The sequence below is a fragment of the Paraburkholderia sediminicola genome, assembly GCF_046027355.1.
GTDB lineage: Bacteria > Pseudomonadota > Gammaproteobacteria > Burkholderiales > Burkholderiaceae > Paraburkholderia > Paraburkholderia sediminicola_B.
Window position 1 is genome coordinate 1 of the sequence record NZ_JAQQEK010000004.1, and the last position, 12,905, is coordinate 12,905.

General features: G+C 66.4%; 7 protein-coding genes. 2 read left to right on the forward strand and 5 right to left on the reverse strand.

Annotated elements, in window-relative coordinates; all coding sequences use genetic code 11:
• Positions 1-12: 12 nt before the first annotated feature.
• The gene (locus PQR42_RS08340) at positions 13-303 is read right to left on the reverse strand and encodes a putative quinol monooxygenase (protein ID WP_408386411.1); all 291 of its coding nucleotides are present in this window, start codon (positions 301-303) and stop codon (positions 13-15) included.
• Positions 304-821: 518 nt separating this feature from the next.
• Here PQR42_RS08340 and PQR42_RS08345 point away from each other — a divergent pair.
• The gene (locus PQR42_RS08345) at positions 822-2,141 is read left to right on the forward strand and encodes an EAL domain-containing protein (RefSeq protein WP_408212798.1); all 1,320 of its coding nucleotides are present in this window, start codon (positions 822-824) and stop codon (positions 2,139-2,141) included.
• On the opposite strand, the gene arfB is transcribed toward PQR42_RS08345, so the two are convergent.
• On the reverse strand, positions 2,138-2,542 hold the full coding sequence (gene arfB, locus PQR42_RS08350; RefSeq protein WP_012432640.1) for an alternative ribosome rescue aminoacyl-tRNA hydrolase ArfB: 405 nt from the start codon (positions 2,540-2,542) through the stop codon (positions 2,138-2,140). The two genes, PQR42_RS08345 and arfB, sit on opposite strands and share 4 nt — an antisense overlap.
• Positions 2,543-2,695: 153 nt before the next feature.
• Between arfB and PQR42_RS08355 the strand changes: the two genes are divergently transcribed.
• Positions 2,696-3,337 (forward strand): VC0807 family protein, encoded by a 642-nt coding sequence (locus tag PQR42_RS08355; RefSeq protein WP_408386409.1) that lies wholly within the window; start codon positions 2,696-2,698, stop codon positions 3,335-3,337.
• A 184-nt stretch (positions 3,338-3,521) separates the two neighbouring features.
• On the opposite strand, the gene PQR42_RS08360 is transcribed toward PQR42_RS08355, so the two are convergent.
• From PQR42_RS08360 to recC, 3 genes are read right to left on the reverse strand one after another with little or no spacing between them, the layout of a single operon-like run.
• On the reverse strand, positions 3,522-5,774 hold the full coding sequence (locus PQR42_RS08360; protein WP_408386407.1) for an AAA family ATPase: 2,253 nt from the start codon (positions 5,772-5,774) through the stop codon (positions 3,522-3,524).
• On the reverse strand, positions 5,771-9,463 hold the full coding sequence (gene recB, locus PQR42_RS08365) for an exodeoxyribonuclease V subunit beta (protein ID WP_408386405.1): 3,693 nt from the start codon (positions 9,461-9,463) through the stop codon (positions 5,771-5,773). Before recB ends, PQR42_RS08360 begins: the two co-directional genes overlap by 4 nt.
• On the reverse strand, positions 9,460-12,834 hold the full coding sequence (gene recC, locus PQR42_RS08370; RefSeq protein WP_408386403.1) for an exodeoxyribonuclease V subunit gamma: 3,375 nt from the start codon (positions 12,832-12,834) through the stop codon (positions 9,460-9,462). The genes recB and recC overlap by 4 nt, the downstream gene beginning before the upstream one ends.
• Positions 12,835-12,905 lie beyond the last annotated feature (71 nt).

A 12,905-nucleotide genomic window follows, 5' to 3' on the forward strand; every position in this document is an offset into this window, starting at 1 on the left:
TCGTCTGAAGGTTCAGGCGATTTTCGACACGACGCGAATTTCCGCGTGTTCCACCCAATCCGCCACCGCTTGCTTGTACGCCTCGATGTGTGCCGATCTGGCATGCACCACCAGCGCTTCGTGACTTTCCCAACGCTCGACAAACACGAACCGGCGCGGCTCCTGCACGTCGCGGTGCAAATCGTACTGAAGCGCGCCCTGCTCCTTGCGCGTCGGCCCGACCAGCCCTTCGAGCGCCTGGCGCAATTGCTCTTCATAGCCCGGCTTCGCCACCGAGATTGCGACCACCGCGATTTCCGACATGCCTGACCTCCCTTTCACGAAAAGCAGCAGCATACCCGGCGCTCGCCAAACCTGCAGGCGGCCTGCGCGCAAGCCAGCGGCGTGCCTGTTCAGGTTTCGTCCGCGCTGACCGGATCATCCGTTCGAGCCTCCATACGTCCGAGTACCGTCCTTGCCTGGAGTTTGGCGGGTGCCCGCTTGCCGCCCTGTTACGCTCGGTTTCATACAGGCGATTGATAGCGCCAGGCGCAAGCGGTTTTGCGCGCGGCAAACGGGCGCAAAACTCACGCCGGACGGCCGATTGGCGTGGAGATCGGCACCACCGCGGATATGACCCCGCGTCTGTGATAACCCGCACATTCACGCGAATTGCAAACTGTTAGACTGGTTTTGACTAATTCGCCGGAGTCCAGCATGGCTGGCATCGCTCTCCGCGTTCCCGGGCTTTATCCGACCTGCCCAGCGCACGCGTGGGCCGTGCATCCGTTGCGCGCCGAATCGCCTGGCGCGTCCTGTCACCCGCTTGCCGCGATGTCGCCATGTCCGCTCTCTTGCCTGCCTTTATGCCATCCGTCAGCGAATTGACCCTGAGCGGCCTGCTCCCGCATCTGGTCCGGGACGAGTCCGGCTGGACCGCGACGTGGCGCGCGCTGACTTTGCACAGCGTGTTCCAGCCGGTGCTGTCGGTGACGCACCAGCGCGTGGTCGGCTACGAGGGGTTGCTGCGCGCGTTCGATCCAGTCGGTTTGCCGGTCTCGCCCGACGTGCTCTTTTCCGGCACCCGCTCGGCCGCCGACGCCCGCGAGCTCGACCGCATCGCGCGCTGCCTGCATGTGGCGAATTTCATGGAGCAAGGCATCAGCACCGGGTGGCTGTTTCTGAATACGCGCCCGCAGGTGTTCGAAACCGGCTGGCCGCAACGCGCGTTCATCGATGAGCTGTCGGCGCACTTCGGTCTGCCGCAGGAGCGCATCGTGATCGAGGTGCTCGAGCAGCCCGCCGACGACGAATCCGCCGTCGCCAGCATGCTCGCCGCGTCGCAGCCGCGTGACTTCCTGATCGCGATCGACGACTTCGGCACCGGCTTCTCGAACTTCGATCGCGTGTGGCGCTTCCGCCCCGACATCGTCAAACTCGACCGCTCGCTGGTCGCGCGCGCCGGCAAGCGCGAAGGCGACGACTCGATGATCGGCCATCTGGTCTCGATGCTGCATCAATCCGGCACGCTGGTGCTCGCTGAAGGCGTCGAAACCGACGAAGAGCTGATGATCCTGATGGAAGCCGACGTCGATTTCGTCCAGGGTTTCTGGCTCGGTCAACCGAAGAGTTCCGTGCAGGCGGCCTGCGCGAAGGTGCCGGCGCTGATCGAATCGATGTGGGGCAAGTTCGCCGACTACGAACGCGAACATGCCGGCCATCAGCGGCTCGGTTTCGAAGGTTTTGCTGAAGCGGTGCTGGCCGCCGCCGAGACCTACAAGGCCACCGGCGATTTGCGCCAGGCGGCACAAAAGGTCTGGCATCTGCGCGAAGCACGCCGTGTGTTCATCACCGACGGACAGGGCGAACAGACCCAGCCCTCGGTCACGGCCGCCTCGGTGCCGCCGCCTCCGCTGCGGCTCGCGCCGCTCTATACCGATACGCACAGCAACTGGTCCCGGCGGGCCTATTTCAAGCATGCGCTCGCCGCGCCGGGGCGCGTCGCGATGATGGGCCCGCATTATTCGCTAGCCGACGGTCAGGACTGCTACACCGCGGCTCTCGCCTTCGAACATGACGGCACGCATGTGCTGTGCGTCGACTTCGTGCCGGCCGCGACGGCCACGGATGCGCGCCCTTCAGGACGCGGCAGCAAGCGCTAATCGTCCACCCGGCCGCGGCCGGATTTGATCTCACTGCGTTTGGCCTTGCCGTCGAGGCGCCGCAGGTTCGACGCGCGCGTCGGCCGGGTGGCGACGCGCGGCTTGCGCGTCACGCTGACGCTTTCGATCAGTTCATCGAGCCGCGCCAGCGCAGCCGCGCGGTTCATCTCCTGGGTCCGATGCTCCTGCGCCTTGATGATCACGACGCCGTCGCGCGTGAGCCGATGATCGGACAACGCGAGTAGACGCATTTTCAACACTTCGGGCAACGACGAAGCCTGCACATCGAAGCGCAGATGAATGGCGCTCGAGACCTTGTTGACGTTCTGACCGCCCGCTCCTTGCGCGCGCACTGCGGTCAGTTCGATTTCGTTCGGCGGGATTGGATAGCGGGATGTCATGACGCGAGCTTGAATCGGGAAACATGAGTGTACACAGCGCGCGACCGATCACCGACTACGGACTATCGAGCGCGCCCGCCGATGCGAAAAACTATTTGCGTCCGCGCGGCCAGTTCATCGATACTGCGTTTTTCGCTTACAGCGTAAATTCACATGAAACTCCGTCCAGGTTTTGTGCTGGAACTGGCCGTCAACTTTCTGTTGCCGTGGCTCGCGTACCGGCTTGCGCTGCCGCACCTCGGCGAGACCGGCGCGTTGATCGCTTCTGCCGTGCCGCCGATCGTCTGGAGTCTGATCGAACTCGTGCGTTTTCGGCGCGTCGACGCGCTCAGCGTGCTGGTGGTGGCCGGCATCGTGCTCTCGGTCGCGGCGATGGCGCTCGGTGGCAGTCCGCGCATGCTGCTGTTGCGCGAGTCGCTGGTGTCCGGCGCGGTCGGCGTGGTGTTTCTACTCTCGTTGCCGATGCGCCGCCCGCTGATCTTCTATCTCGCGCGCGCCACCGTTGCCCGCGAAATGGAAGGCGGCGCGGCGCGCTTCGAAGCGCTTTGGCGGGAGCGGCCCGCTCTCGTTTCCGCCATGCGGTTGATGACGCTGGTGTGGGGCGTCGGCCTGACCGGCGAAACTGCGCTGCGTGCGTGGATGGCGCTGACGTGGCCGATCGAGCGCTTCCTGGTGGTCTCGCCGTTTATCGGCTACGGCATTTACGGCGGCCTCACGCTGTGGACGTTCTGGTATCGAAAGACCATGCGTGGCCGCGTGGAGGCGCGCGTGCAGTCGGGAGGCGCTGCTAGTTGAGTGGCTTCGGCGCAAAATGCGCTCGGGCCTTTCCGCCTTTCCGCCTTTCCGCCTTTCCGCCTTTCCGCCTTTCCGCCTTTCCGCCTTTCCGCCTTTCCGCCTTTCCGCCTTTCTGCCTTTCTGCCTTTCTGCAGTTCAATATTCGCGTGATCTGACCGCGAAGCAGCCCCGCCAGCCGCACCTGCTATTCAGCGCCACGCCACACTTCCGCTATCCGCGCGGCTAACCCGGAGTCGCGCTGTGTCGGCGTCGCAATGGCCTGCGCCAACACCGCGCGCCCGCCGATCACTTCCACCCGTTCACGCGCGCGGGTAATCGCCGTGTACACCAGTTCACGCGACAACACCCGGCTGAATACCGAAGGCAGCATCAGCACCGCGTGCTCGAACTCCGAGCCTTGCGACTTATGAACCGTGAGCGCGAACGCGGTGTCGTGCGGTGGAAGCGCCGCCGGCGATACCGCTCGCAAACCGCCGTCGCCGGTCCGGAAATACACGCGCAACGCGCCGCTCGCGCCCGGCAGCGCAATGCCGATATCGCCGTTGAAGAGACCAAGCGCGTAGTCGTTGCGCGTCACCATCACCGGACGCCCGGCGAACCACTGTGCGCCCACTGCCAATGTCACACCCGCCGCGCGCCGCACCTGCGCCGCCATCGCCGCATTCACCTGATCGACGCCGCGTGGCCCGGAGCGGGTCGCGCACAGAATGCGGAAACGGTTCAGCGTGTCGAACAGCGGCAACGGGTCAGGCGTTTCGGCTGCTAGCGCTGCGGCAAGCGCGTCGGCGTAGGGCGCGAAACCCGCGGCGAGCCGTGTGACGGTGCGCTCGGCAAGCGTCGCGTGCGTGTCTTCGTGAAGCGCCGCAGCGCAAGTTTCCGTGGGATCGGTGCGTAGGACATCCAGCGCGGCGCTCGCCGAGCCGTTGCGAATCGCGAGCGACAGTCGGCCGATCGGCGACTCCAGGCCGAACCGGTAGTTGCGCTCGAGCCAGACGACGCAATCGGCGAGCGGGCTTTGCGTGGAGGAAGCGGACGTCGTCGGTGATGCTGTGCTTTCGAAAAGGTCACTCACCGGCGGTTCATCGAAAGCATCCGGCGAACCTGCATATGCAAACAGATCGTCGTCCGGCGCGAACAAATCGCCAGGCTCCGCGCCGAAGCCCCGCGATGCGCCCGGCAGTGCCTGCGTAAGCCGCGTTTCGTCGATGCCGAGCGCCCCGGCGATCCGCCGCAAACCACTTTGTGTAAAAGCCGGACGCGCGCTGAGTTCGGCGAACACCGCGCCGGCCTCGACGGCGGCGAGCTGGTCCTTGTCGCCGAGCATCACGAGACGCGTCTGCGGGGCGATGGCGTCGAGCAGATGCGCGGCCATGGCGACGTCGATCATCGACGCCTCGTCGATCACCACGACGTCGTAAGGCAGCGGATTGTCCCGATGATGCCGGAAGCGTCCTCCCGGCCCGGAGCCAAGCAAACGATGCAGGGTGTACGACGTCTGCGGCAAACGCGCGGCGAGTTCAGGCGGTAAATCGCCGGCGCGCGCGAGCAAGGCCTCCTGCATGCGCTGCGCGGCTTTACCGGTAGGCGCCGCAAGTGCGATGCGCAAATCCGCGCGTGCATCGAGGAGGCAGGCAAGCACACCGACCACGGTGGTGGTCTTGCCGGTGCCAGGTCCGCCGCTGACGATGGTGAGTTGCCCCGACAGCGCCATGACTGCCGCGACGCGCTGCCAGTCGACTTCGTCGTCCTTCGGTGGACCGAAGTAACGCACGAGACGCTCGTGCAGTGTTTGGGCGTTCGCATTCATGGCGCCGTCTGCGCTGGCGAAATAGCCGGCGCCGGCGCTCACGCTGGCGTTGGAATTCGGACCGGTGTTCGCGCTAGCGTTCGCAGCCGCGCCAGCGCGCGCGTCGGCGTTAGCGTCGGTTCCAGCAAGAGATCCCGCGTCAGCACCGCTCCCGCCGGCATCACGCCCACGAGCCTGAGCGTCGACCGATCGCGCGACACTCACCCCCGCATGCGCCACCAGCGCGCGCGCAAGCCGCCGCTCGTAGTCGTAATAGCGCGCCAGATACAAGCGCCCTTGCCCATCGACCACCAGCGGCCGCAACGCCGCCGCGCTTTGCGAACCATCGCTCGCCATGCCGCTAGCGAACAATGCCGCGCGCACTTCGGCGCTCGACACCTCGAAGCGTCGTGCCAGCAACGCAAGCGGCACGCACACGTGCCCTTCCGCCGTCGCGCGGCTCGCGGCAAATGCGCCCCGCGCCGCCCACTTGACCGCTTCCGCCGAAGCGCCGCCACGCCGCGCCAGCGTGCCGATGCGGCGCGCGAAACCTTCGGCGAGCGCGATGCTGAAATCCGCAGGCGCGGGCAAACTCACGCCGATGTCGTCAAACTCGGGCGGCGCCGATGCGCTCTGTTCGAACGTGCTCATGCGACACCCCCGATCATGGCCGCATCGAGCAGCGCGACCAATTCGAATGCAGGCCGCCGCATATGCACGCCCGCCGGTCCGTCGGCGTCGCGCCAATGCGGACGCACGCCGCGCACGAACAGATACAGGTAGCCGCCGATGTGCGTGTCGTACGAATAATCGCGCACCCGCGTTTTCAGATAACGATGCAGCGCGACCGTATAAAGCAGCGCCTGCAGGTGATACGCATGGCTCGCCATGGCCGCTTCGAGCGGCGCGGCGGCGTAGTCGGCGGCGGTGTCGCCCAGATGGTTCGACTTCCAGTCGACGATCCAGAAACGTCCGTCGTGCTCGACGATCATGTCGATAAATCCTTTGACGAACCCGCGCAACACGCCGGGCTCCAGTGCCACGTCGGGATAGCCGTGTTCGATCAGCAGTTCGCGCAATGCGGGGAAATCCAGCGACGGCGCGGCGAACAGAAACTCGAGTTCATTGAGGCGCCGATGCGGGTTCAGTTTGGCGAGCGCCATGCCGGGCTGCAGTTCGGCAGTGACCACGTCTCTGAGCAGGTTGTGCATCATCGCTGGCAGGCGTGCGGCGAGTTCAGGCACAGCCGGCGCCGGACGCTCGCGCAACGCCCCGCGGATGGCGTCGGGCCAGGTATGCGGCTCGGTGAAATCAGCGAGTTCGAACATGCGATGCAGACAATCGCCCGCAGCGGCGCCGCGCGGAAACGCGAGGATGTCGTCTTCTGCGTAGGCCGGCGCCTGCGGCGCGGGAGTGGGCGTGACGACGAGCGCATCGGCAATCTCGTCGTGATCGGGACGCACCTCTTCCGCCGGCGCGTGCATCTCTTCCGCTTTACTGCCGGCGGCGATCAGGCCGCTGAAACTCGCCATGCGCCACTGATCGCGCAACGGCCTGCGATTGGCTCGCGCCTGCATGCGCGCGCTGCGGTCCTGAAGGCTTTCGAGCGGCACGCGGCGCGCCGGCCTGGGCAGCGGCTGCAGCGTGATCGGGCCACCCGCCAGCGCCTGCCAGCGGGCCGACAACGCGGCTTCGTCGGGCGGCTCGGCGAGCCAGTCGCCGAAATCATGACCCTCGCCGGCCACGAGCCAGTTCAACACGCTGCGGCGCGACTCCTTGCTGGAGCGCGACGACAGATACGTGCCGGCGACCAGATAGCAGCGGTACACCGCGCGCGTCAACGCCACGTAGACGAGCCGCGCCCGTTCCGCCGCCTGTTCACGCACCGCGTAACGCGACGCATGCTCGGCCTCCTCGTCGTCGCAACCGTAATGCAGCACCGCATCGCCGGTTTCGTCGTGATACTCGCGTGCATCCGGCAAACCGGACGACGGCGGCTCGCGCAACCCGCCGTCGTTCAGGAACGGACAGAACACCACCGCATATTCGAGCCCTTTCGATTTGTGGACCGTGACGATCTGCACGAGGTTGCGATCCGATTCGAGCCGCAATTGCGCGTCTTCGCCACCGCCCTGGGTGCGTTGTGCGGCGAGCCAGCGCAAGGTCGGCGCGATACCGGGTTGCGTCGCGGCGCGAGCCTGCACGAGTTCGGCCAGGTGGTTCACGTTCGTTAGACGCCGCTCGCCGTCCACTCCGGCAACCAGCCGTTGCGCGACGCGCAGCTCACGCATCAGCGTGCGCCACATCACCGCGAAGCCGCGCTCATGCCACAGCGTGCGATAACGCGAAAAACGTTCGACCCAACCCATTGCGTCGGCGGCGTGCGCGGGATCGTCGGCGACCGATGGCGCGTCGGCGAGCTGCTCGAGTCGCCACAACGCCGCGGCGTCGAGACCCAGCCAGTCGGTGGCCAGCGCGGCGCGCAGACGGCGCAGATCGCCGGGCGTATCGACGGCGGCCAGCACACGCTCGATCTGCTCGGCGTCGAGCGTCGCGAACACCGACGCCTGCGCCAGCTCCACGCTGCCGACACCCCACGCGGCCAGCACGCGCTTGATCAGACTGCCCTGCTTATGCGTTTGCACCAGCACCGCGATGTTGCCCGGCGCGAGCGGCGCATCGCCGATCGTCACCGCACCTTCGCGCGCGCCGCGCAGCAGCCGCACGATCTCGGCGGCACACGCTTCGCTCGCTTCGCGCTGAGCCTCGCGTTTGGTCAACGCGGCGTCGCCTTGCGGCAAGGTCCAGATACGGAAGTCGCCGGCGCTCGCGTCCGGATCGGAGAACGGCAGTCTGCGCCGTTCGCCAGCCCGCACCGGCTGATAGTCGAGACCATCCAGCACGAACGCCTGGCGGTTGGCTTCGAAGAGCCGGTTGCAAGCCTCGACGATGGGCGCGGTCGAGCGCTGATTGACGGCCAGCGTGTAACACGCGGATGCCGCCTCACGCGCCGCCAGATAGGTATGCAAATCGGCCGCGCGAAAACTGTAGATCGCCTGCTTCGGATCGCCAACCAGGAACAGCGGACCGGCCGGCGCGAAGATGCGGCTGAAGATTGCGAACTGCAGCGGATCGGTGTCCTGAAACTCGTCGATCAGCGCCGCGGGATAACGCGTGCGCAACGCATCGGCAAGCCAGGGATGCGCGGCGAGCGCGCGGTACAAGTTGGACAGCAGATCGTCGAACGACACCACGCGGCGCGTGCGCTTGCGCGCCACCAGCTCGGCGGGCGCGTAGTCGAGCCAGGTCTGCACGAGCGAGAGCCAGCGCGCGCGTTGCGCGGCCTCGGCTGCGACCAATGCTGCCGCGAGCGCTTCGGCGTGTTCGAAGAACGCATGTTCGGGCGGCTCGAACTTGACCTTGGTAGCCTTCTTCAACGCCGAAGCCGTGAGCTTCAACGCGGCCTTCGGCGGCGGCGCATGACAGTCGCCTTGCGCGAAATACTCAGTCCATGCGGCGATGGCGGCGCTCACATGATCGGGTTTATGCGACGTCTTGCTCAGACGGTCTTGCGCCTCGCCCAACAAGCTGACGATCGCGTCGCGCTCCGCATACCAGAGGTCGCACGCGGCGTCGAAACCAGCTTGCGGATCGGCGCCAGTGCCACTTGCGTCGACTTTGCCCCAGCGCAACTGCGCCAACGGTTTCTTCAGACGCCGCGCGAGTTGTTCATCGAGTGAAGCGGGGCCGGCGCGTTTGGCTACCAGCCACGCGGCGAACGCCGGATGCGCATGTGCCACCGGTTCCACCTGCTCACGCCAGAAGTCAGCCGCCATCTCGAAGCGCAACGCCGCGTCGTCCGCTTCCATTTCGAAGGCGAACGGCATGGCCGCGGCGAACGGCGCCTCCTGCAACGCGCGCTGACAGAACGCGTGAATGGTGTGGATCGCCGCCTGGTCGAAGGTGCGCAGCGCGCGCCGCACCACTTTCAAAGCGTCCTCGCGCTCGATGCCCCGCTCCGGCGCCAGCGTCGTTTCAAAGAGACGGCTGATAAACGGATCGCCGCCGTCGTCATCCATTTCGATGGCGCGGTGCAGTTCGGCGAGGCGCCCGCGTATGCGTTCGTGCAATTCCGCGGTCGCCGCCTTCGTGAACGTGACGACGAGAATCTGGTCCGCGTTCAGGTTCTTTTCGAGCAGCAGGCGCACGTACAACGCGCAGATATTCCAGGTCTTGCCGGTGCCCGCCGACGCCTCGATCTGATTCACGCCGTCGAGCGAACAGGCGAAGACGTCGAGTTCTTCGGCGACCAGCGCGTGATGCTTCATGGCGCCGCTCATGACGCGCTCCGCAGATGTTGCATGAGTGGTTTGAATACGATCGCGGCGAGGCTGCCGAACGGCTCGTCGAGCGTAAGCGGCGTGCCGCGCAATGCGATGCGCAAGGCGGGATCGTCGGACTCGCCACGCACTCGGTCATTAATCCAGACGCCCTGCGCGGCGGAATCGCTTTCGCTGACTTTGGTCCATGCGCTCTTCGGGAAGAAGCGCAGCGGCAGCATGCGGCCTGCCTTGAACAACGCGGCAAGCGGCGCCAGTTCGTTAAGTGGCGCGGCGACCGGCGCGAGTTCGAAACTCTCACCGCTGCCATGCCAAACGGTGCGGCGCGGACCGTTCGGCTGCGCGGCGCAATAGACCAGATGTGCGAGCCACGCCGACAGATAGTCGCGTGCGGTAGGTTTGGCGTAGCGGAAAATCACTTGTCCTGTTTCGGTGAGCAGGTTCAGACTGCCGTGCAGATGCAGCGGCGTTTCGGCGGCTTGCCGAAGCAGCGCGTCATGCGCGCCGAACAGCGCACCGGCGAGTTCCTCGCTCTCGGGCCAGCGCGGCGCGATGTCGAGCACGAACGGCAAACGCTCGACACCCGACGCCACCTCGCGGCGCACGCTGTCGGCGAGCTGACGCAACGCGCCGAGTTCACGCGCGCGCCACACCGCGCCGGTCGCGCCGCCCGGCAATTCCGGGCTCGCTGCCGCCACGCGGCGCACGCGTTCGAACACGACGTCGTCGTCCGTATCGACGTCGAGCAGCACGGGCAAAAGACGGTCCGCCAATGCATCGCGCCCCGCGTAATCGAGGTCGAACGGCTCGGTGTCCAGCAATTCACCTTGTGCTTCCGACAACACGATGCCCAGACGGTCGCGCAACAGCGCCCGCGCCGGATGACGCCAGAAACGCACGAATTCGTCGAAGGCAATCGGCGCCGGATCTTCCGGCGGCAAAGGTCGATCGAAGAACGGAGCCGCAGCCGGATGCGTGGGCGCGGCCAGCAACGTGGCCAGCTCGGCGCGGTCCGCGTCATAGCTGAACAGCTGGGATTGCGACGAGAAATAGTCCGACGCAAACGCCTGCAACGGATGATCGACGATAAACGCATGCCGCGCGCTCTCGACTTCGGCGGGACTCGCGCCCTCGCCCGCCGACACCTGCGCGAGGTGGTCGAGCAGTTCATCGACCAGCGCGGCCGGCGGCAACGGCGCGTTGTCCCGAATGCTGCGGCCCGTATAAGCGATGAAGAGACGATCGCGCGCCGCGAGCAGCAGATCGAGGAATAGATTGCGTTCGTCGTCGCGCCGCTGACGGTCGCCTGCTTTGCCGAACGCGGCCATCAGATCGAACTCGTCGGCACGCGCGAGACTCGGCAACACGCCGTCGTCCATGCCGAGCAGGCAGACGACGCGATACGGCAAGCCACGCAAACTAGTCAGCGACGAAAACGTCACGCTGCCCCAGGGCACGCCGCCGCGCGCGGGGTCGTCGAGCGCTTCGGTGAGCGCGCCGCGCACCACCGCGGCGGGCATCGCGACTTCTTGCGCGCCGGCTTGCATCGCGTCGCCCATCTTGTCGATCGCGTCGCGTACGGCGGCGAGCGAATCGGCGAACTCGACGCCGCCGTCGAAACATTGTGCGAGCGTTTCGAGCAGCAGTTGCGTCCACTCGGCGGGCGTGCGCTCGATCGCGCAATTCGCCGCGAAGCTGTCGATGTCGTCGACGAAACGAGAGAGGCGGCCGAGCAATTCCGCATCCGAGCCGTTGGCGCCTTCGACCGGCAGCCACGCATCGACCGGCTCGCCGCCGTCCGGCATCGCGTAACCGAGATAGAGACGCGTGAGCGCATCGGCAAACGTATGACGGGCGATCGGCACGTGTTCGCCGGTCGGCTCGACCGGCGCGAGCCCGCGACGCGCGCCGGCCGCTGCCAGCCATTCCTGCGCGGCTTCGAGCGAGCTCGCGTCGATGCCATAACGCACGGCAATCGCGTCGACGCGCAGCCATTCGATCAGATCCGGCGCGCCCACGCTGCGCTCGGGCAAAGCCAGCCAATCGAGCAACAGACGCGCAACCGGATTGGCCTGCGACGGCGGCAAGCCGGTGATCCGATACGGAATGCGGCGCGTGTCGCCGGGCGGCGTGGTGCCGAATACGGCGTCGATCAAAGGTCCGGCCGCCGCGAGATCCGACACGGCGACCAGCACGTCGGACGGCTGCAGATCGTCGAACTCATCGAACCAGCCGAGCAGGCGATCGTGCAGCACTTCGAGTTGCCGCGACAGACTGTGGCAGACGTGCACTTCAATGCCGCGCTCGATCGGCAGTTCGTCGGCCTCGGTCTCGTCATGCAGATTGAGGATGCCGTTCTGCACGGCGGCAAGCCAGCTCGGCTCCGGATTCTCGGTGAAATCGCCGGTCTCGCCTGAAGCCGCGCTCTCGGTCAATTCATGCAGCATGTGCAACTGCGCCTGGGTCTGTCGGCCCCACTCGGCAAGCAGCGGATGGCCGACTTCCTGATAGTCGAGCTGGCCGGCGGCGTCGAGCGCTTCGACGCGCCCCGCGCTGACGACGTCGAACCAGAACTCGCGGCACGGATTCATCACGTACAGCCGCACGTCGACCCAGCGCGAGAGCGCGCGCAGCAACGCCACGTGCAACGGCGGCATGGTCGGCAGAGCAAACACGCTGACCGCTTCGGGCCACTGTGCGTTCGAGATCGCCTCGAGATCGAGCGTGCCGATTTCGTCGAGAAAACGGTAAGCAGGCGGCAACGCGGCCGCGGGCGTTTGCGCGTCGCCCGACAGTTCCGTGAGCACCGCGCGCCACAACGCCGCTTGCCAGCGCTCGTCCTCGCGCGCCGCTTCGCTCGAGCCGACAAGGCGCGGACCGGTGTCGTCGGAGGCACCGCTCGCGAAGATCGAGCCGCCCTTCTGCCATTGCAGCAGCCATTCCGGGCGATAGGTCAGATAGTGGTCGAGCACGGTCGCCACGCGCCGCGCGAGTTCGTAACGCATCGAAGCGTCCGCTGCATCGAGATACGTGCGCAGACGCGGCGACGCATTCCAGGGCAGCGCTTCGTCCGCCTCACCCAGCAGCCGGTAGCAACGCCACACGAGCCGGTCCGGCGCGAATGGTGAATGCTTCGGCACCTTGATCACGCCGCCAATCTGAGCCCACAACCATTGCGCGAGGTAACCAAAGTTGACATTCGCGCAGATGCCCTGGCGCGCGGCGATATCGAGCTCGAGCCGGCGCCGCACCGCCGCGCTCGGGACGATCACGGGCTGCGCGGTCCAGGGATCGGACGGCGCTTGTGCCAGATCGTCGAGCAGCGCGCCGACAAGGGTTTCGTAGCGATTCGAGTAGAAGAGCTGGAGCATGGATCCTGGAGCTTGCGGGCGGCGCGGGCGGAACGCCCAGGCCGCGACAGACATTGAAGCGACAGCATAAC

Excerpts from the sequence above, each read along its gene's own strand:
- PQR42_RS08345 (WP_408212798.1), top strand. The coding sequence starts at position 822 with ATGTCCGCTCTCTTGCCTGCCTTTATGCCATCCGTCAGCGAATTGACC.
- arfB (WP_012432640.1), bottom strand. The coding sequence starts at position 2,542 with ATGACATCCCGCTATCCAATCCCGCCGAACGAAATCGAACTGACCGCA.
- recC (WP_408386403.1), bottom strand. The coding sequence starts at position 12,834 with ATGCTCCAGCTCTTCTACTCGAATCGCTACGAAACCCTTGTCGGCGCG.
- PQR42_RS08355 (WP_408386409.1), top strand. The coding sequence starts at position 2,696 with ATGAAACTCCGTCCAGGTTTTGTGCTGGAACTGGCCGTCAACTTTCTG.
- PQR42_RS08360 (WP_408386407.1), bottom strand. The coding sequence starts at position 5,774 with ATGAGCACGTTCGAACAGAGCGCATCGGCGCCGCCCGAGTTTGACGAC.
- recB (WP_408386405.1), bottom strand. The coding sequence starts at position 9,463 with ATGAGCGGCGCCATGAAGCATCACGCGCTGGTCGCCGAAGAACTCGAC.
- PQR42_RS08340 (WP_408386411.1), bottom strand. The coding sequence starts at position 303 with ATGTCGGAAATCGCGGTGGTCGCAATCTCGGTGGCGAAGCCGGGCTAT.